At 33.8% G+C, this 21,475-nt stretch carries 19 protein-coding genes; 16 read left to right on the plus strand and 3 right to left on the minus strand.

Annotated elements, in window-relative coordinates; genetic code table 11:
- Positions 1-40: 40 nt before the first annotated feature.
- The 3 genes from purL to GQR98_RS11155 all read right to left on the minus strand — a co-directional run bounded on the left by purL (position 41) and on the right by GQR98_RS11155 (position 7,178).
- The gene (gene purL / locus GQR98_RS11145) at positions 41-3,715 is read right to left on the minus strand and encodes a phosphoribosylformylglycinamidine synthase (RefSeq protein WP_159019563.1); all 3,675 of its coding nucleotides are present in this window, start codon (positions 3,713-3,715) and stop codon (positions 41-43) included.
- Positions 3,716-3,872: 157 nt separating this feature from the next.
- Positions 3,873-5,732: an endonuclease gene (locus GQR98_RS11150; protein WP_159019564.1), complete on the minus strand. Its 1,860-nt coding sequence runs from the start codon at positions 5,730-5,732 to the stop codon at positions 3,873-3,875.
- Between the two features lie 228 nt (positions 5,733-5,960).
- Positions 5,961-7,178 (minus strand): RsmB/NOP family class I SAM-dependent RNA methyltransferase, encoded by a 1,218-nt coding sequence (locus tag GQR98_RS11155; protein ID WP_159019565.1) that lies wholly within the window; start codon positions 7,176-7,178, stop codon positions 5,961-5,963.
- Between the two features lie 145 nt (positions 7,179-7,323).
- Between GQR98_RS11155 and GQR98_RS11160 the strand changes: the two genes are divergently transcribed.
- The 16 genes from GQR98_RS11160 (at position 7,324) to GQR98_RS11235 (ending at position 21,457) form a co-directional block, all read left to right on the plus strand.
- The gene (locus GQR98_RS11160) at positions 7,324-7,905 is read left to right on the plus strand and encodes an RNA polymerase sigma factor (RefSeq protein WP_042505851.1); all 582 of its coding nucleotides are present in this window, start codon (positions 7,324-7,326) and stop codon (positions 7,903-7,905) included.
- Positions 7,906-7,972: 67 nt separating this feature from the next.
- Positions 7,973-8,293, plus strand: a complete 321-nt coding sequence (locus GQR98_RS11165) for a hypothetical protein (protein WP_159019566.1) — start codon at positions 7,973-7,975, stop codon at positions 8,291-8,293.
- A 6-nt stretch (positions 8,294-8,299) separates the two neighbouring features.
- Positions 8,300-8,839 (plus strand): Spy/CpxP family protein refolding chaperone, encoded by a 540-nt coding sequence (locus tag GQR98_RS11170; protein WP_159019567.1) that lies wholly within the window; start codon positions 8,300-8,302, stop codon positions 8,837-8,839.
- Positions 8,840-8,959: 120 nt separating this feature from the next.
- Positions 8,960-9,445: an EF-hand domain-containing protein gene (locus GQR98_RS11175; protein ID WP_159019568.1), complete on the plus strand. Its 486-nt coding sequence runs from the start codon at positions 8,960-8,962 to the stop codon at positions 9,443-9,445.
- 217 nt (positions 9,446-9,662) lie between these two features.
- Positions 9,663-10,388, plus strand: coding sequence for a polyphosphate polymerase domain-containing protein (locus tag GQR98_RS11180; protein ID WP_159019569.1), 726 nt, complete (start codon positions 9,663-9,665; stop codon positions 10,386-10,388).
- Between the two features lie 2 nt (positions 10,389-10,390).
- Complete coding sequence (locus tag GQR98_RS11185; RefSeq protein WP_159019570.1) at positions 10,391-10,993, plus strand: DUF4956 domain-containing protein; 603 nt, start codon at positions 10,391-10,393, stop codon at positions 10,991-10,993.
- A gap of 1 nt (position 10,994) precedes the next feature.
- Positions 10,995-11,741 carry a DUF2490 domain-containing protein gene (locus tag GQR98_RS11190; RefSeq protein ID WP_159019571.1) on the plus strand — a complete coding sequence of 249 codons (747 nt, stop codon included), beginning with the start codon at positions 10,995-10,997 and terminating at the stop codon, positions 11,739-11,741.
- Positions 11,742-11,759: 18 nt separating this feature from the next.
- Entirely contained in the window at positions 11,760-13,175 is a 1,416-nt protein-coding gene (locus GQR98_RS11195; protein WP_159019572.1) for a CotH kinase family protein, read from the plus strand.
- A gap of 160 nt (positions 13,176-13,335) precedes the next feature.
- On the plus strand, positions 13,336-14,136 hold the full coding sequence (locus tag GQR98_RS11200; protein ID WP_159019573.1) for a YHYH protein: 801 nt from the start codon (positions 13,336-13,338) through the stop codon (positions 14,134-14,136).
- Between the two features lie 12 nt (positions 14,137-14,148).
- A complete protein-coding gene (locus GQR98_RS11205; RefSeq protein ID WP_159019574.1) occupies positions 14,149-14,766 on the plus strand; it encodes a toxin-antitoxin system YwqK family antitoxin in 618 nt (205 codons plus the stop codon).
- A gap of 4 nt (positions 14,767-14,770) precedes the next feature.
- Positions 14,771-15,439, plus strand: coding sequence for an SCO family protein (locus GQR98_RS11210; RefSeq protein ID WP_159019575.1), 669 nt, complete (start codon positions 14,771-14,773; stop codon positions 15,437-15,439).
- Positions 15,440-15,553: 114 nt separating this feature from the next.
- Entirely contained in the window at positions 15,554-16,618 is a 1,065-nt protein-coding gene (locus GQR98_RS11215) for a WD40/YVTN/BNR-like repeat-containing protein (protein WP_159019576.1), read from the plus strand.
- Positions 16,619-16,965: 347 nt separating this feature from the next.
- The gene (locus GQR98_RS11220) at positions 16,966-17,814 is read left to right on the plus strand and encodes a hypothetical protein (protein ID WP_233267999.1); all 849 of its coding nucleotides are present in this window, start codon (positions 16,966-16,968) and stop codon (positions 17,812-17,814) included.
- 41 nt (positions 17,815-17,855) lie between these two features.
- Complete coding sequence (locus GQR98_RS11225; protein WP_159019577.1) at positions 17,856-18,920, plus strand: substrate-binding domain-containing protein; 1,065 nt, start codon at positions 17,856-17,858, stop codon at positions 18,918-18,920.
- Positions 18,921-18,938: 18 nt separating this feature from the next.
- Entirely contained in the window at positions 18,939-20,462 is a 1,524-nt protein-coding gene (locus tag GQR98_RS11230; protein ID WP_159019578.1) for a sugar ABC transporter ATP-binding protein, read from the plus strand.
- 26 nt (positions 20,463-20,488) lie between these two features.
- Positions 20,489-21,457: an ABC transporter permease gene (locus tag GQR98_RS11235; protein WP_074937873.1), complete on the plus strand. Its 969-nt coding sequence runs from the start codon at positions 20,489-20,491 to the stop codon at positions 21,455-21,457.
- The last annotated feature ends 18 nt before the right edge of the window (positions 21,458-21,475 follow it).

The raw sequence follows: 21,475 nt of genomic DNA on the forward strand, positions 1-21,475 counted from the left end.
GAACTTAATCTTAAACCGCTTTTATAATTTATATATTAGTTTATTTTTTTTCGATCCATAATCTAGCATTCACAAAAGCTTCTAGCCAAGGAGAAACTTCGTCCGTTCTTCCTTCTGGGTAATTTGCCCAGTTCCATTGAAACGTAGAACGCTCAATATGTGGCATAGTTACTAAGTGACGTCCTGTTTTATCAGAAAGCATTGCTGTATTATAATCTGATCCATTTGGATTATTTGGATAGCCTTCATAACCGTATTTTGCAACAATATTATAGTTTTCTTCGGAAAGTGGTAAGCTAAATTTACCTTCACCATGAGAAATCCAAACACCTAATTCTGTTCCTGCTAAAGTTGAAAGCATTACAGAGTTATTATCTTGAATTTTTACAGATGTGAAAGAACTTTCGTGTTTATGAGAATCATTATGAATCATTTTTCCGTGTACTTCATGTTCTGGATTAATTTCTTCTAATTCCATGAATAATTGACATCCATTACAGATACCAACCGATAAAGTATCTTCTCTTTTAAAGAAATCTTGAATTACTTTATTTGCTTTCTCGTTATATTTAATTGCGCCTGCCCATCCTTTTGCAGAACCAAGTACATCAGAATTACTAAAACCACCAACAGCTCCTAAAAACTGAATATCTTCTAAGGTTTCACGACCAGAGATTAAATCTGTCATGTGTACATCTTTCACATCAAAACCAGCTAAATACATGGCATTTGCCATTTCACGCTCAGAGTTTGATCCTTTTTCACGAAGAATAGCAGCCTTAGGGCGTTTGCCAGTAAAAGTTTCTAGTTTTCCTGTGAAATTTTTCGGGAAGGTATATTGAAGTGGTTGATTTTTATAATTATTGAAACGTGCTTCAGCTAAATTATTTGCCGTTTGTTTTTTGTCTAATAAATAAGACGTTTTATACCAAACATCTCTAGTTTCTGAAACATCGAAAGAGAAACTCTCGTCGTTGTTTTTAATGTTTAATTGTCCTGTATTGTTTACCGAACCAATATTTATAGCCTTTATTTTATTTTCTGATAAAATGGTTTCTACAGAAGCATCTGCTTGAAAAACAATTCCTGAGTTTTCAGCAAAAAGTACTTTTATAGCATCTTCTTCACCTAATTTAGAAAGATCTAAATCGGCACCTAAATTAACATCGGCAAAACAAAGTTCTAGTAAAGTAGTAATTAAACCACCAGAAGCCACATCGTGACCAGCAGCAATTTTATCTTCTGTTATTAAATTTTGAATGGTATTGAAAACAGCTTTTACGTAAGCTGCATCTTTTACATTTGGGGTTTCATTTCCAATAGCATTTAAGACTTGGTTGAAAGAGCTTCCTCCTAATTTAAAATCGTCTTGAGAAATATTGATATAGTAAATGTTACCACCGTTTTGTTTTAAAACAGGTTCAACAACTTTAGTAATATCATTACAGTTAGCACCAGCAGAAATAATAACCGTTCCAGGAGAAATAACATCACCATCAGGATATTTTTGTTTCATAGAAAGTGAATCTTTCCCGGTTGGTACATTAATTCCTAAATCTATAGAAAATTCTGAAATGGCTTTTACAGCTTCGTATAAACGTGCATCTTCACCTTCGTTTTTACAAGGCCACATCCAGTTTGCTGAAAGCGAAACCGCATTTAAACCATCTTTTAATGGTGCCCAAACTAAGTTTGTAAGTGCTTCTGTTATTGAGTTTCTACTTCCTGCAACAGGGTTAATTAAACCAGAAATAGGCGAGTGGCCTATAGAGGTTGCAACACCTTCTTTCCCTTTAAAATCTAGTGCCATAACACCAACATTGTTTAAAGGAATTTGTAAAGGTCCAACACATTGTTGCTTGGCAACTTTACCACCAACACAACGGTCTACTTTGTTTGTTAACCAATCTTTACAAGCTACCGCTTCAAGTTGTAAAACTTGCTCTAAGTATATTTTTAAGTTTTTGGTTTTGTAACGTGGGTTTTTATAATTTCTAACAACAGTTTTATCTGTTAAAACAGTTTTTGGTGAACTACCAAACATATCTTCTAGAGCTAAATCCATTGGTTTATCGCCTTTGGTTTTAGATTCGAAAGTAAAACGATTGTTACCAGTTACCTCTCCAACAGTATACATTGGCGAACGTTCTCGGTCTGCAATTTTTTGAAGTATTTCTGTATGCTTTTCAGAAATCACTAAGCCCATACGTTCTTGAGACTCGTTACCAATAATTTCTTTTGAAGAAAGTGTTGGGTCTCCAACAGGTAATTTATCTAAATCGATGTGTCCACCGGTATCCTCAACTAATTCTGATAAACAGTTTAAGTGTCCACCAGCACCATGATCATGAATAGAAACAATGAAGTTTTCATCGCTTTCTACCATACCACGAACAGCATTGGCAGCACGTTTTTGCATTTCTGGATTAGAACGTTGTACTGCGTTTAACTCAATACCAGATGAAAGTGCACCTGTATCTGCAGAAGAAACTGCAGCGCCTCCCATTCCAATTCTATAATTTTCACCACCAAGAATAACGATTTTGTCACCTTCTTTTGGTGTGTCTTTTAAGGCTTGGTCTGCTTTACCGTAACCTATACCACCAGCTTGCATAATTACTTTATCGAAACCTAATTTCCTTGGTTCAGAATCGCTAGATGATGCGTTTTCGGCATGTTCAAAAGTTAAAACAGAACCTGTAATTAAAGGTTGTCCAAATTTGTTTCCAAAATCTGAAGCACCATTTGAAGCTTTTATTAAAATATCCATTGGAGTTTGATAAAGCCATTTTCTAGCTTTAAACTTTTGTTCCCAATGGCGGTTTTCTTCTAATCGAGAATACGATGTCATGTAAACAGCCGTTCCTGCTAAAGGTAAAGACCCTTTTCCGCCAGCAAGACGGTCTCTAATTTCTCCACCAGCACCTGTTGCAGCACCATTAAAAGGCTCTACGGTTGTTGGAAAGTTATGTGTTTCCGCTTTAAGCGAAATAACAGACTCGTAATTTTTTGTTTCGTAAAAATCTGGTTTGTCAGCTGTTTTAGGAGCAAATTGCTCAACAACTGGACCTTTTACAAACGCAACGTTATCTTTATAAGCAGAAACAATATCGTTTGGATGTGTTTCGGATGTTTTTCTAATTAATTTGAAAAGTGATGTTGGCTTTTCTTCACCATCAATTACAAAAGTTCCGTTGAAAATTTTGTGGCGACAGTGCTCAGAGTTTACTTGTGAAAATCCGAAAACTTCAGAATCTGTTAGCGGACGACCAATTTTTTTAGCAACACCTTCTAAATATTCAACCTCTTCAGTACTTAAAGATAGACCTTCTTGGGCGCTGTAAGCAGCAATATCCTCAATGTTTAAAATAGGTTCTGGCTTAATATCAATAGTAAAAGTATCTTGATTTAAGCTTGCGAATTTCTCTGAAATCATAGGGTCGAAATCCATGAATTCTTCTGTTGAAGCTGAAAATTCTTCAATTCTGATAATGTCTGAAATCCCCATGTTCTGAGTAATTTCAACAGCATTAGTACTCCAAGGTGTAATCATCGCAGCTCGTGGGCCAACAAAAAAAGCATCTAAAGATGCTTGTTCTATTTTAGGCTGGTCGCCAAATAACCAAGACAATTTTGTTATGGTTTCTGTAGATAATTCTTTTGTTGTTTGAACAGCAAATATCTTGCTGGTTACGTTTCCAAAGAAATGAATCATTATATGTGTGTTGTTAGTTTAAAGAAAGTGCAAATTTACTTTTTTTTAGCCGATTTTCTATTAAAAAAATACGAAGGAAAATAGAGAGTTATTCACGAGGTTTTAAACAAAAAAAAGCGGCTTAAAAAAGCCGCTTTTGGTAAGAGTAGTTGTGTGTTTATTGTTTTACTATTTTTTTAGTAACGCTTCTTGCTTCAGAAGAAAGTTTTAAAATATATACACCTTGCTTTAAGTTTGCTAAATCTATGCTTTGCACAGAAGAAGAAATTATGCCTCTATTGGTTTGCTTTCCAAGAATATCGTAGATACCAAATTCTAGAGGTTCGTTGGTGTCAATATTAATATTGCTTCCTTTTACTGGGTTTGGGTATATTTTTAGCTCTTCTAAAAATTTATCATCTGTATTTAATGAGGTGTAACAAGTCCAAGACAAATCATCTAGAGTTACACGATCTCCACCACTTGTGTTTTCTGTAATTACAATAGTTACATTGCCAGTAATATTGATATTAGAAATGGTTGTTGTTTGTGCTGAGTCTCCATAAGGTAGTGAGCCAACAACGTTACCATTTACTATAACGTCTAAATTTCCAGAACCTCCGCTGTAAGCTCTTTGAGTAGTTGCTGTTAAGCTACCAATACCTCCTGAAAACATTGGAGACGTAACATTACCCGTTTTGGTGCCTCTTGCATCAAAAGTAATGGCTTTGCTTTCTGGTAAAATTACTTGATCGATTCTAGCTAGAGTTGCTGTCCATATGCCTTCATCATTACCTGTCCATGTTCTGTCAGTATATTGGCTGTCATTAGATCCTACTGTGGAAACCAAGTTTTCGAAAGTCTCTGTGATACATGCGCTACTTACTGGCGTAGAATCTTCTAAAGTCGTCGCGTTTACAGCATCACTTAATTCTGATTTGTTATTAGCTAAATCTGTAGCAAGTACTGAAAAACTGTAAGTTGTCTCAGGGTTTAAGTTGGTAAGTGTTAAAGAGGTTCCTGATTGCGAAGAAATAAAATATTCCCCATCGACATAAATTTGATAAGAAGTAACACCGGTATCATCTGTAGAAGAATCCCAACTTAAATCTACTGTATTAATTGTTGCGTTACTTGCTACTAAATTTGCAGGTACTGTTGGTGCTTGTGTATCGCTTGGTTGAGATTCTCCCCAACGGTTACGTGCAGTTTGTCCGCCCCAAATAGCCGTTGCTAAATATGGGTTGTCAATAAATGGATTTCTGTTTCCTTGTCCGTAAGCATTATTAACGTCTCCGTGATAAGCGTTTCTTTGGTCTTCAACTATAGAAACTGGATCTTGTGCATTCCATTCTAAAAGAAGATTAATCATGTTTGAATCGATAGCGTTGGCTTCTCCATTAGCTACAAACGAAGGTTTGCATTGTGTTCCATACCTTAAATACATGTACATAATAATTCTCGCAGCATCACCTTTCCACTCGTCTCCGGGATACCAGCTTCCAGAAATATTAGCAGCTGTAGTTGTAATTGGGTTACCATCTGCTCCAATATTGGTAATGTATTTTAAATTTCCACGGTTAGAGTTCATTCTAACATCTGAAGGTCTCAGGTTGTGAGCATCGGCATAGGGAGGTACATTTTTACCTGTACTTTCTAATTTAGGACTCGCTAAAGAATTCGGAAATGTGTGTTCTCTATTCCAATCGGTGCCTTGATTACCACCTGTTGAAGTGTTACTACGAGTTCTGTCTGTAACGTAGTTGCCGTCGGTATCGCTGTAACCGTAGATTAGTAATACATTATTGAGGTTGTCTGGATCTTGGTCGGTTATTTTACTTGCTTCCCAAATACCTGGCGTATATGTAAGGTACTGGGTGTGTTTTGCAGCTGTTTCTATAGCTAAATCGTTAAAAAGATCTAGTCCTGTTTGCGAAAAATCGACATCTTGGTAATAGTTTTGTAGGTTTTGTGGCGGTGCTAGCTGAGCAAAACTTAAAGCTGTAACAAATAAAAAGAATAAGTAAAAGTGCTTCATAGAGGTGAATGGATTAATTAATTATAGTTTGAATTATAAAAATAAGGTAAAACACGTAATAAGGGTGTGTTTTGGTGTCTCGCAAAGTTAAAATCTTTTTTTCGCTCTTGTGTTAAGGAATTGTCAAGTCCATGCTGTTCTATGTTTATAATGTGTTTGAAGGTTTTGTAAATAAAAAAGACCATCTTTTCAGATAGTCTTTTTATTTATATTGTAAGTGAATAGGTGTTAGTTCACTTTACGTTCTAAAAGTGCCATGTAAAATCCGTCGAATCCAGATTTATGAGCCATTACTTTTTTATCCTTAACTAAAGAGAAATTCTCTCCCGCTTCCGATTTTAAAAAGATTGCTACTTGGTCTTGGTTTTCCGAAGGTAATACCGAGCAAGTTGCGTAAACCATTTGTCCGCCAGGTTTAACCATTTTACAATACTGTTGGATAATTTCTTGTTGTGTTTTCTTGATTTTATCGATAAACTCAGGCTGAAGTTTCCATTTAGCATCAGGGTTTCTTCTTAAAACACCTAAGCCAGAACAAGGCGCATCGATTAAAACACGATCTGCTTTATCGTAAAGTTTTTTAATAACTTTAGTAGATTCTATTGTACGGTTTTCAATATTATGAGCACCATTACGTTTTGCACGTCTTTTTAATTCGTTCAATTTATTACCATAAATATCCATGGCAATAATTTGTCCTTTGTTTTCCATTAAAGATGCAAGGTGCAATGTTTTTCCTCCAGCGCCAGCACAAGCATCTACAACACGCATACCAGGTTCTACATTTAAAAACTCAGCAACCAATTGAGAAGAGGCATCTTGTACTTCAAAATGTCCGTTTTTGAACATTTCCGTAGAAAATACATTAGCACGCTCTTTTAATTTTAGAGCACTTGGGTGATCTGGTAAAAAATCGGTTTCAATATCTAAATCAAATAAGGCAGTTTGTAGTTCTTCCTTAGTTGTTTTTAATGTGTTAACACGTAAAATAACATCGGCTTGTACGTTTAAAGCTTCAATTTCTTTACTCCAAAGTTCTTTACCTAATTCTTTTACTCCAATTTCGTCCATCCAATCTGGGATAGATTCTTTAAATTTTCTATTGTTAGAAAGCTCATCATAGCGCCCTTTAATACGGCGTAATGGTGTGCCTTCAAAATATTTCCAGTCTGGTAATTTTACACCTTTTAAAGTTGCCCAAACAGCAAACATACGCCACAGGTTGTCACGGTCAAAAGGTTCTTTTACTTCGGCAATTTCGGCATATAGACGTTTCCATCGTACCATTTCATAAGTAGTTTCGGCAACAAAACCACGGTCTCTCGCTCCCCAACGCTTATCGCGTTTTAAAAGTTGTTGTATAACCTTATCGGCGTATTTTCCTTCGTTGAAGATTAGGGTTAAACCGTCAATAACCGCAAAGCATAAATTTCTGTGTAATCGCATTTTTTCTAGTTCTCAGTTTTCAGTTGGAAGTTTTCAAACAAAAGTTATCCATCTTTCATCCAAACTGCATTAATTATTAGAGTTTGCAAAGTTACGCTTTATTCATTAATAATTTTTCTTAATTTGCAGCGATTAATTAACGCATTTGGAAGAACAAGATTTTATAAACGATTTAAGAGCAGGTAAGCAATTTGCGTATGGAAAGTTGCTAGATCTCTTTCAGCAAAAAGTGTTTGCAACTTGTATCTCGTTTGTACCCAATAAAGAAGATGCTGAAGATATTGCGCAGGATGTTTTTGTTGAGGTTTTCAATTCGATTAATAAATTTAAAGGGAATTCGAAATTATCAACTTGGATTTACCGAATTACCACCAATAAATGTTTGGAGTTTATTAGGAAGAAAAACACGAAAAAGCGTTTTGCCTTTCTGCAATCTATAATGGGAAATGAAATCCCTATGGATAAAACCAAATATTTTACAGAAATGAACCATCCCGGAGTTTTATTAGAGAATAAACAAAAGAGTGAAACGCTTTTTAAGGCTATAAACCAATTGCCCGATGCCCAGCGTGTGGTTTTTACGCTTAGTAAAATAGATGGGCTTAGTAATCAGGAGGTTTGTGATATTACAGAAAAAAGTTTGTCGTCGGTAGAATCGTTAATGTTTAGAGCGAAAAAAAACTTGCAAGATGTTTTGGGTGATTTTTATAAAAATGACATGAAGTAAAATAAATGAGCAATCCAACGCAAGTTTTAATAAAATATTGCATCTAAAGTTTTATAATACAAAAGATATGGATATTAATAAAGACATACAACAGAAAACATATAGCACTTTACAAGCTGTCGATGGTATTGAAACCGTAAATGTGTCTCCTTTTTTTAAGGATAAAGCCATGCAACGTTTATTTTCCGAAAAGGAAGAGGTTGTTATGAGATCGAGTTGGTTTACACCAAAATTACAATTGGCTACTTTGGCATGTGTTGTTATTTTAAACGTACTTGCATTTACGCAGTTAGATAGTTCGGGAACGTCTAGTTATGACGAGAATCTTAATGAGTTTGCAGAAACTTATGGTTTGTCGTCTAGTTCAACAACATCATTTTTAAATTAAAAATCAATGAAAAAAAATATAGTTTTATACATTCTGCTTATCTTTTTAGTGGCTGTTAATGCTTTTTTTCTCTTTAATTATTTAGGGAAGCCTATAGGGAAACAAAAGATGGAGCGCGAAGATCCTATGAGTTTTATTATAGGTGAGTTGAACTTTAACGAAGAGCAACTAGAGGCTGTGCAAGTTCTAAATAGAGAGCATCGTCAAAATATGATGCGAAACAATAGTGGTATTAAAAAAATGAAGGATGCTTTGTTTAGTAAATTATCAGATAAAGAACTAGATCCTGAAGTTGTAGATTCTTTGGCTCGAACAATTGCGTTAAAAGAAATGGAGTTTGATAAAATGGCATTTTATCATTTTAGAGATATTCAAGAATTATGCAATGCTGAACAAAAAGAAAAATTTAAGAGTATAATAAAACAAGCACTTCAGAAAGGACCGAATAATAGAGAAGGTAGTCCTGATCAAGAAGGTAGAGATAGAAACGGACCGCCACCACCAAGAATGGGTGGAGAGCACGAAGGGCGACCGCCAATACATTAAAATAAAAAAAAGACATTCATTTTGAGTGTCTTTTTTTTGTGATTATATTAACAGAATTGCGCGCGAGTTTATACACACAATATCATCTAAATTCATATAAACATTAAAATAATTTTTAAGATGAAAAATAAAACATTTAAAACAGGTGCCTTAGTTTTTGGATTGGCATTATTAGGTTCGACTCAAACATTTGCACAGTCGGAAGAAAAGGGAAATCAAAAACCGCCATCATTTAGTGAGTTGTTAAAAAAACTAGATGCTAATGAAGATGGTAAACTATCGGAAAATGAAGTAGACGGACCTTTAAAAGAACAGTTTGCTACAATTGATGCCGATAAAGATGGTTTTATTACTGAAGATGAAATGAAACCGAAGGCAAAAGAAGCAAAATCGGAAAAGAAGAGTAAAGGTCAAGGGAAAGGTATGCCAACTTACACGGAGTTGTTAGAACAAATGGATGCTGATAAGGATGGTAAACTTTCTAAAAGTGAAGTTAAAGGGCCTTTGAAAAACGATTTCTCTAAAGTTGATACTGATCAAGATGGTTTTTTATCTGAGGCAGAATTAAAAAATGCTCCAAAGCCAGAGCGTCCACAAAGAAGGTAATTGCTTAATTATTTATAATACAAACTATAACTCTCATTGTAGTTTTTTCAAGACTCAAAATTTAAAAATTTTGAGTCTTTTTTTTGTTAAGATTTTTTTAACATAATATAAGCGCAAGTTTTAAAACAGATGGGCATCTAAACTTTATGTAACAATTTAATAACGTTTTATTAATATTAAATAAGTTGATAATATGCCACAAAACATTCAAAAAATAATGAGTAGGTTTTCTTCTATTTCGTTAGATGAAATGAATAGTGTAGCCTTAATGAAGCGAACCGATACTAAGTTTGTAATTAATAAAACCCAGTTGGTTTCTATTTTAAATACAGTAGAACACGAATATCGGGTTTTAGAAATTAATACAGATAGGGTAATGAGTTATTCATCGTTGTATTTCGATACCGCGGACAATAAGTTTTACAACGATCACCATAACGGGAAAAATAATAGAACAAAAATTAGACAGCGCAAATATGTAGAATCTAATCTCTGCTTTCTTGAAATTAAACAAAAGAATGGTAAAGGAGAAACGAATAAAACACGAATTCCTGTAAAAGATTTTGAGTTGAATTTATCAAAATCATCAGAGGCCTTTATTGCTGAAACTACAAACGAAGACTTTAATTTGGAGCCTAGCCTCTGGAATGGTTTTAATCGAGTAACCTTAGTGAATTTAAAAAGTAAAGAGCGTGTTACTATAGATTTAAACCTTTCTTTTAAAATTAACGAAACAGAGAAAAACTACAATGATTTAGTTGTTGTGGAAGTTAAGCAAGAGCGTTTCAATAGAAATTCTGCAATAGTAAAAGCTTTAAAATCTTTACGCCAGCATCCTTATAGTATAAGTAAATATTGCATTGGTATGATAAGCTTGTACAACGATGTAAAGTACAATGTGTTTAAAAAGAAATTAATAAAAATCAATAACATTACAGCATAACTATGGAGTTTTTAGAGATACCAATTTTCGATGACGATTTTTTTAAAATGGCTTTCCGTTTTACAATAAACTTAGGGTTTTTAACGCTAATTATACGTTGGTTGTATTATACATCGTCTAGACGAAAAGATTATTTGTTTACTTTTTATATGATAAGTTTTATCGTGTTTTTCTTGTGTTTTACGCTTAAAAAATTCGAATTAGATATTGGTATGGCTCTAGGTCTCTTTGCGATTTTCGGTATTATACGGTACCGAACAGATGCTATCGATATTAAAGAAATGACCTATTTGTTTGTTGTTATTGGTGTTTCTGTAATGAACTCTTTGGCTAATAAAAAAATGAGTTATTCCGAAATTCTTCTAGCTAATACTGTTGTGGTAATTTCTATAGCTATAATTGAAAAGTTTTGGCATTTAAAACATGAAGTCACTAAAGAGATTGTCTACGAAAATATAGAAAATATTAAACCAGAGAATTACGAGTTGCTTAAGACGGATTTGGAGGATCGAACAGGTTTAACGATTAACAATGTTTCGATTGGCAATGTAGACTTTTTAAGAGATACAGCAGTGTTAACTATTTATTACTACAACAGAAAATAATATGAAGAATCAAATTAAAGGGATTAGGTTAAGGCGTTGCTTCTTATTAAATGTTATATGGGTTGCTATGCTTAGTGGTTGCTTAAGTTTTGCGCAGTCTGGTGATAGTGATTGGGGATCTTGGAATACGATAGGATTAGAGTATAAATTAGATAAAAAATGGACGTTTAGTTTAGAAGAGCAGTTGCGGTTAAAGGAGGATATATCTGTGATAGATGAATATTTTACTCAACTTAATGCCGAGTATAAGTTGTTTAAAGATTTTAAACTAGCAGGAGGTCTTAGATATATTCGTCAGAATGATAATCAAGGAAATATTCAAGGTTACGAGAATCATTTTCGTTTCAATATCGATGTTAGTTACAAGCATGAGTTAGATAATTTTAAACTTGGTTATCGTTTGCGTTATCAAAATAAAAATGAATTGGGTGTGTCTTCAGAAGAGGGCGATTATGCAAACCAGAATGTTCGTTTAAAAGCATCTGTAGAATATAATATCAATAACTGGAAATTGGATCCTAAATTTTCAGCAGAACTATTTAATCATTTTGAAAAAGAAGATGAAAATGGCTTTAGCAAATACAGGTTAACGTTTGGTACAGATTATAAAATTAAAAACTTTGGAGAGATTGGTGTTTTCTATCGTTTTGAAAAAGAATTGAATGTCGATTTACCCGATGTTACCAATATTGTTGGCTTAAAATATATGTATACAATTAAGAATAAATCGAAAAAAAAGAAAGATTAACAAACTAAAATTAAAAACATGAAATATTTAAAAACTCTATTTTTATCTACTTTTCTCGCGCTTGCTTTTTCTTGCGCTAATGATAATACTTTTAATGAATCTGCAGACGAAGAAGACGATGTTGATATTGTTGTAACTACAGATGATGCTGATTTTGAAGCGACAGATTGGACAACGGAAACACATAGTAATGATGTGGATGGTGATTTTGATGAGGTGTTCGAGGATGGTACTGTGAAACGTTTAGATATTGTAATCACAGAAGACCGTTGGGATACTATGCTTGATGATATGACTAATCTTTACGGAACCTTCGGTTCTAGGGGTGGTGGTAATTCTGCTTTTTCAGATGAAGATCCGGTTTTTGTTCCTGGGGAAGTTTTTTATCAAGATAAAGAATGGTATCGTGTTGGTATTCGTTTTAAAGGAAATTCAAGCTTACAAAGTGCTTGGCAGGCTGGTATTTTAAAGTTATCATTCAAGCTTGACTTTGATGAATTTGAAGATGATTATCCGCAAATAAAAAACCAACGCTTTTATGGCTTTAAGAAATTGAGTCTTAAAAATAATTATGATGATAGTTCTATGATGCGCGAAAAAGTGGCCACAGATGTCTTTAGAAATGCAGGTTTAGTAGCATCACATACCGCGTTTTATACGGTGTATGTAGATCATGGTGATGGGCCACAATATTTTGGGGTTTATACTTTGGTAGAAGAGGTTGATGATACGGTTATTGATACGCAATATGATGATAACGAGGGTAATTTATACAAACCAGACGGAGATGCCGCAAGTTTTGCTAGTGGTACTTATGATGAAGATGAATATGTTAAAAAAACAAACGAAGATGAGGCTGATTTTACCGATGTTGCAAACTTACTAGATATTATTAATGATGGTTCTAGAACTACCGATGCAGCAGCATGGAGAGCGAGTTTAGAAACAGTTTTTGATACCGATGTGTATTTAAAATATTTAGCTGTAAATACGGTTATTCAAAACTGGGATACTTATGGTAGAATGACGCATAATTACTTTTTGTATAATAATCCTGATACCGGTAAATTAAACTGGATTCCTTGGGATAACAACGAGTCTTTACAAACAGGGAAACAAGGAGGTGCATTGTCTTTAGATTTTTCAGGATTAAATTCATCAACATGGCCATTAATTGGTTATATCTATAGTGATGAGGTTTACAGAGCAAAATACGATGCTTATGTTCAGGAAGTTGTCGATGGGCCTTTTGAAACAAGTGCTATGCAAGCCTTGTACGATTCTTATTCATCTTTACTAGAAGAATATGCAAATGCCGAGGTTTCGGGTTATACGTTTTTAAACTCAAGTGCCGATTTTCAATCTTCTGTAAGTGGTTTAAAAAGTCATGTGTCTAGCAGGGCATCTGCAGTAAGTAGTTACTTAAATGATTAATATTTATAAATATTTTTAAGAAAAAACACCTCAAAAGCTCAATGTTTTTGGGGTGTTTCTTTTTCTTATGAATAAAAAGTGAAAATTGGCGCAAGTTTATTTTTATAAACACATCTAAAAAAACATATCAATTATATATAACTTTAAAGAATAGATTAAAATGAAAAAGGAAATTAAAAAAATAGTGCCGTATTCGAGCTTTTTAGCTTTGATATTAATGTCGGTACTTGCGTGCAGTGGCAGTGAGGATAGCAGTTCTGAAGAAGCTGATAATGATGAAGAAGGAGAAGCAGTAACAGAATTACACGCTGCTTTTGCGGCATTTAATTCAGATGCGGTTACGGCTATTTTATCTGATGATGGTACGGAGGTTTACATTGAAACAACTGGGTATCCAGATCATACCTCAGTGTATTGGGAAACAGATAATGCGCTTTACATCGATGAGCCAGATGTTTCAAAAACAACTCAAGGCACTTATATAGGTGGTGGACAAGGTGAAGCTTCTAGTTTTACAGTTGATGCAACACCAGACTTAACTGGCGCTACTGTTACTACGCAATTAGGTACCATTGGTATAGCGGTTAGTGGATCTGCTATTTTCAACGATCAGGAAGGTGCGGGCGATTTAGATGAGGCTGCAGGGAGTCTAGATTGGGCTGGTGGACATAAAGGTCCTGGCGTGTATCACTATCATTTAGAGCCAACACCAATTACGAGCGATGATGATAATTTAGTGGGTATATTACTAGATGGTGTTTTTATTTATGGAAGACAATGTAATTCAACAGGAGGAACGCCTACAGATTTAGATGCTTCAGGTGGTCATACGTCTGTTACGCAATATACAGATGGCGCAGAGGAGTATCATTATCATATTATTAATGAAGTTTATGCTGCAAGTAATTATGCATATACACCAGCGTATGTTGTTTTTGCTGGGCCATTTCAAGGATACTAAATTTAAATAATTATGAAGCCAATTCTTCTTTTTATACTTATTGCTTTATCAATCACGAGTTGTGAAAAAGGTATATCTAGCAAAACTGCTAATACCTCTGCTGTTGAAAATGAGTTAATCGTTATTGATAGTGTTGAAGTTTTAAAAGAAGAATTGGTTCTTAATGGAAATAAAGGTATCTGGTATTATAAAGATCAACCTTATAATGGTTTTTCATTAAAGTACTACCCAAATGGGATTTTAGAAGAAAAATGGGGTTTTTACAATGGTAAAAGAGAAGGTGTTGCAAAACGTTGGACTAGAAACGAAAAGCTTCAATTAGAATCTTATTATAAAAATAATCGGTTAGTAGGTAGCTACAAAACTTGGTGGGAAAATGGCCTTTTGTCAGGTGAAACTTATTATGAAAACGGCGTAAAGCAAGGTGTTGAAAGAAAATGGTTTTCAGATGGGCAATTGAATAAATTAAGAAATTTTGTTGATGGAAAAGAACATGGTTTTCAAAAAGCTTGGTTGGCTAATGGCAAAATGTATGTTAATTATGAAGCCAAAAATGGTCGTGTTTTCGGTATGAGAAGAGCAACATCATGTGTTAGGTTAGAAGATGAAGTAATTATCAGGAAAAAATAATGTTATGAAATATCTATTTATTATAGTGCTGCTAGTTTTTACAGGCTGTAAGAATGAAGTTAAAAAAGAAAATATTAAAGTTGTTGAAAATAGTAGAGTAGATTATTTGCCGTATTACAACGATGAATCTTTTACACCACATTGGTTAACGCCAAATACAGAAGAAGAAAAAGCGTTTCATAAAATTCCAGATTTTTCATTAACAAATCAATCAGGAGAAACAGTTACTCAAGATACTTTTAAGGATAAAATTTATGTAACCGATTTCTTTTTTACAACCTGCCCAGGTATTTGTCCAAAAATGACGGGTAATATGGCGAAAATTCAAGAGGAATTTAAAAACGATCAGGATGTTTTATTGTTATCACATTCCGTAATGCCAAGTACAGATTCTGTTAGTGTTTTGCGCGCGTACGCCAATAAAAATGATGTTATAGATAATAAATGGCATTTAGTAACAGGTAGTAGAGATGAAATTTATGCCCTCGGGAGAGATCATTATTTTGTTGAAAGTGATTTAGGAGAAGTAAAAAGTGTTGATGATTTTTTACACACTGAAAATTTCTTGTTAATTGATAAAAATAAACATATTAGAGGAATTTATAATGGTTTAAATAGAGCGTCCATGGCTCAATTAATTACCGATGTTAAAGCTTTAAAACAAGAAATATAAATATAACTATTTGATTAGGTCAATATTAATAGTAGGTTAAATTTTGTTTAATAGCTCTAAAGGCTCCATGCGTAAAAGCTGGAGCTTTTTTAATTTTTGACTAAATTTGTGTTTATGAAAAATATAGGTCTTATTGTTTTAGTGTTACTTAGTTTGTTGTCATGTGGAAACCATTATCAGTTACCAGAAAAACATATTAGTACTGTTGAGGTTGGGCATTTACTAGAAGATTCACTTTTAAATGTTAGAGCATTAGAAATTGTTAAGGAAAATAATGGCGCTTTCTTTTTAACTTCAAACGGAAAAGCAGGACATATTTATAATAGCGATATTGATAACAGTTTAAATATTGTCTATCCTATAGCTGTGGCGCCAGATTCAGTTAAAAATAATTTTAGGTCGCTAGCTGTAACTTCAAAAAACGGTTTCGGATTATCTATTGAGAGTCCGGCGAGATTATATAAAATTAAAAACGATGAGAAGCAGCTTGTTTATCAAGAGAACCATCCAAAAGTATTTTATGATGCTCTAGATTTTTGGAACGATCAAGAGGGTATTGCTATTGGCGATCCTACCGAGGTATGTTTAAGTATTATAATCACCAGAGACGGAGGAAATAGTTGGTCTAAAATTCCATGCGAAAATTTACCAAAAGCTAAAGAAGGTGAAGCTGCTTTTGCTGCCAGCGACACCAACATTGCTATTGTTGGTAAGCATACTTGGGTTGCAACAGGAGGAAAGTCGAGTAGAATATTGTATTCTCCGGATAAAGGAGAAACATGGCAAGCTTTTGAAACTCCTATTATACAAGGCACAGAAACTACGGGAATGTACTCAATAGATTTTTATGATGCCCAGCATGGTTTTGCTATTGGTGGCGATTACACGAAGCCTGATGCTAATGTTGCTAATAAAATAAGAACTTCCGATGGTGGTAAAACATGGCAGGTTGTTGCTAGTGGAACAAACCCAGGATATCGTAGTTGTGTGCAATATGTTCCCGAATCTAACGGGAAAAAGTTGGTTGCAGTAGGTTTTAATGGTATCGATGTTTCTAATGATGCCGGTGAGACTTGGAAACACGTTAGTGATGATAGTTTTTATACTATACGCTTTGTTAACGATTCAATCGCTTATGCTGCTGGAGCAGGAAAAGTGTCTAAACTTCATTTTAAATAGTAGATTCTCTTCATTTTAAAATTTTAATTGTAGGAAAAATAATATTTTTTATTTACCTTGTGGATTGTCAAGTCTTATGAATTTTACCTCAATTATTTAGAATTTAGTAAAATTCTAGTGTTTTTTTTAAATTTTTCTTATTTTATTTACAAGCGTTATAAGTACGTTAAACCTCTTGTTTGTAAAGGGTTTTGGTTTTTTTTAACGCGAAAATGACACTGTAATCATCTGTTTTGTAGTGTATTGTTTTATTTTTTATTTGGAAATATTAAATATAATTATATATATTTGAAAAAATAAACGTCCAAAGTACGTTTTTTTAAAAAACTAAACTAAATACTGAAATTATGAAACTACCACTTCAAAGAATTAGTAACCATTCTAATTTATCTTCTATTAAGGCTATTTTACTAGCTGTGCTTTTTTTTGGTTTTAACTCTGTACAGGGACAAGACGATTTAGTAAACGATGATTATAAGGCTTTTACAGCTGGTGCTCATTTAAAAAACATGCATTTATGGCATGGGTTTGTTGTGCATCCAGGTGCTATGCTTGCTACTAATTTAGAGTTTAATTCAAGAGATGCTAAATTCACTTTTGGTGTTTGGGGCGGTGCGAGTTTAACAACAGTAGATGTTACTAATAAAATTACAGGTGAAAATGTTGGTGCTCACTATCAAGAATTTTCTATTTATACAAAATATCGTTTTTCTGATAAGTTCTTTATCGAAGCGGTTACTCACAATAACTACACAGGTGTAGAAGAGCGTGGTGATGTATTGCATTACTGGAGTTATGATAAAACACAAGGGTACAACTTTGTAGATCTTAACTTTGGTTACAATGTTACTCCAAATACGTTATTATACTTTGCTACCATTCTTGGTGGTGGTTCTGGAGACTACGAAGTGCAAACTGATGGTTCTTTAGAAGACTCTTGGACGCATTACTTTGAGGTGAGTAGTAAGGTTTGGGAAAAAGGAGATTCTAGCTTATCACTTTTCGCAGGAGGCGCATGGTCTTTTGTAACAGATAAAACTTTTTATACCGAAGGTGCTGGTAATTTAATAAACGTAGGGGCAACCTTCAATAAAAATGTTAAATTAGGTACTTATAATTTACCAATTGGAGTAACTGCTATGTGGAATCCAGAAAAAGAGAAAACAGTACTTCAAGTAGATTTTACAATATTTTAATAACCAATAACTAAACAAAATAATTCTTTAAAACGTTCATTATGAAAACAAAAAACAAAACTTCGGTTCTAAGGCAATGTTTAAAGCCATTAATGGTGCTTGCATTAATATTTAATTTATCTAGTTGTGTGGAACAAACTGGTTCTACAAGTGCTACCGTTAACTCTTCGGAAGATACGAGTGAAGCTTTTGCAAGTTCAGTAGATCTTACAGGGAAAAAAATAGGGTATTGTACACCTTCTTTAAATGCACCGTATTACCAAGCATTACTTCAAAGTATACAAGCTACAACAGAGAAAAATGGTATGGTGTTTTTATCTGCAGATGGTCAAGATGATATTAATAAACAGATTGCAGCAGTTGAAGATTTAATTACTAAAGGTGTTGATGCTTTATTATTAAACCCAAAAGATCCGGATGCTTTAGTTGGTGTTACTAAAATGGCGAAAGCAGCTGGAATTCCTGTTTTTATTATTGATAGTTCTATAGATCCTTCAGCAGATTATGTTACAACTATTCAGTCTAATAATTTAGCAAATGGCGAATTAGCTGGTGAGTGGTTAGTTAAAAAAATGGGAAACAAAACAATGAATATTGCTTTATTAAGTGGTAACGCTGGTAACCCTGTTGGAAGAACTCGCAAGCAAGGTTTATTGCAAGGTATTACAGAAGAGCAATTAAGAACGCAAGGTAAAATAGATTTAAATGTAAAAACGCAAGCTTATACAGAGTGGTCTTACGCCGGTGGTTTAAAAGCGATGGAAGATATTTTAGTAGCGCACCCAGATATTAATGTAGTAATTACAGAATCTGATGTTTGTGTATTAGGAGCTATCAAAGCAATTGCTCAAGCTGGTAAAACAGACGATATTTTAATTGTTGCTGGTGCAGACGGACAAAAAGAAGCTATTAAGTATATTATGGATACCGATTTTTACGGTTGTACAGCAATGAATAGCCCAGTGCAAATTGGTAAGAATGCTGTTCAATATGCTATTGAGTATATTAACGGAAAAAGAGATTTTGCTAAAACATCATTTACAGCACCTTTATTAATTACTAAAGAAAACGCTGCTAAGTACTACAATCCAAAAGCATTATTTTAATCTTTAAAATTTATTGATATGCATAATTCAGATAATGAATACCGTCTTGAAATGACCGGAATATCAAAAAGTTTTGGTGTTGTTTCAGTACTAGAAAATGTAAACTTAAAAGTAAAGCCTGGAGAGATCCATGCTTTACTTGGCGAAAATGGTGCAGGTAAATCTACTTTGGTTAAAATCCTTAGTGGTGTGCATCAAAAAGATTCTGGAAAAGTAATTTTAGATGGTGAAGAAATTAGTCCGAAAAACACTCACGACGGACAGGTTTTAGGTATTAGTGTTGTGTATCAAGAATTATCTTTAGTGAACGATTTATCGGTAGCCGAAAATATTTATCTGCACAAACTTGGTGCAAGTAAATTTTGGATGAACTGGAAACAAATTACTAAAGATGCTCAACAATTAATAGATTCTTTAGGGTTTGATATTGATGCGGCTGCAACCGTAAGAAACTTAAGTATTGTACAAAAGCAAGTGGTTGAAATTGCCAAAGCACTTTCTGAAGATACTAAAGTTTTGGTGCTAGATGAACCGACTACAGTTTTCGATCCAACGGATACTAAAAAATTATTCGATAACCTTTTTAAACTTAGAGATAAGGGAATTTCTATTATTTACATTTCACATCATTTAGATGAGATTTTTAAAATAGCAGATTCTGTTACTGTGCTTAGAGATGGCGTAGATACTGGAAGTATGGCGGTAAAAGATACAGATACCGATGGTGTAATTCGTTTAATGATTGGTAGAGAATTGAAGGATTTGTATCCAACACGTGATGTAAAAATAGGAGACGTTCCTATATTTGAAGTTAAAAACTTAACAGCAAAAGATACTTTAGTTCACGATGTGTCATTCTCGGTACGTCCTGGTGAAGTGCTTGGAATTGCAGGTTTAGGAGGAAGTGGAAGAACGGAAACCGCAAAACTTATTTTTGGAGCTCACAAGAAAAAATCGGGAACTTTAATTTTAAACGGAAAAGAAATAAAAACAAATTCACCAGTATGTGCTGTTGGACACCAAATTGGTTTTGTTTCAGAAGATAGAAAAGAAGACGGTGTGTTTTTACCATTGTCCATTAGACGAAATATTAGTGTAACCAATTTTGCAGGTATTTCAGGAAAGCTAGGCTTTATTAATGTGGACGATGAGTATAAAAATGTGTTAGGTTTAATTGAAAAATTAAATATAAAAACTCCAAGTTCAGAGGTCGACGTTAAAAACCTAAGTGGTGGAAATCAACAAAAGGTAGCTTTAGCAAAATGGTTAAGTATAGATAGTAAGGTTATTTTTATTGACGAGCCTACACGTGGCGTTGATGTTGGGGCAAAAATTGAAATTTATAACCTTATTAATGAAGTTGCTAAAAAAGGCGTTGGAGTTGTAGTAATCTCTTCTGATATGCCTGAAATTATGGGGATTGCAGATCGTATTTTAGTGATGCACGAAGGTACATTCTACGGAGAATTAACCAAAGAAGAATTTTCCGAAGAAAACATTTTACGCTACTCTATTGGCGAAAAACTTAAACAAGTAGTCTAACAAAACTATAACAAAAAACAAAAATCATGGCATTAACAATAAAACAACAACTTAGTAGCCCTGGCGGTATACTTAAGTTTCTCGTAAAACATAATACAATTTTCATTTTCATATTGCTGGTTGTTTTTTCAGCATTAATTTCTGATGTGTTTTTTACATCAACAAATCTTTCAAATTTATTAAAACAAGTTTCGGGTATAGGTATTATTAGTATCGGTATGTTGCTTGTTATTTTAACAGGAGGAATCGATTTATCTGTGGGGTCTATGGTTGCTTTACTGGCGGTCACCTTTGCAATTCTAGTTAATATTGTGGTGCTACCATTGGCAATTGTACTAACTATTGTTATTGGTTTTGCCTTAGGAAGTATTGCCGGATATCTGGTCGCATTTCAAAAAATGGCACCCTTTGTCGCCACTTTGGCTTTAATGACGATTGCTAGAGGATTAGGGTTTATCTATTCTAAAGGATCTCCAATTACTTTCAAAACTCCAGGAGGAGAGTTTATGTCTAACTTTGCAAATAATTCTACATTAGGTATTCCAAATATTGCTATTGTATTCTTTTTAATTGTGATTTTAGCAATGGTTATGTTGCGTTACAACGTGTTTGGACGATTAATAATTGCCATAGGAAGTAATGAAGAAGCATCTCGTTTATCTGGTATAAAAGTTAATAAATACAAGTTTTTAGTCTATGCTATCTCTGGAGCTTTAGCAGCAACTGCTGCTGTAATTGTAGCTTCAAGAACCAATTTAGGGTCACCTAACATGGGTATGGCTTGGGAGTTAGATGCTATTGCTGCCGTTGTAATTGGTGGTGCAAGTTTAAATGGCGGAAAAGGTACCGCGATAAATACCTTAATGGGTGTGCTTATTTTAGGTTTAATAGGAAATATTCTAAACCTTTTAAATGTACCGTCTTATCCGCAGCAAGTTGTAAAAGGAGCTATCATCATTTTTGCTGTGTTACTTCAACGTTTCGATAGCAAATAATATCATATAATACTTAGA

The sequence above is a fragment of the Algibacter sp. L3A6 genome (assembly GCF_009796825.1).
GTDB lineage: Bacteria > Bacteroidota > Bacteroidia > Flavobacteriales > Flavobacteriaceae > Algibacter.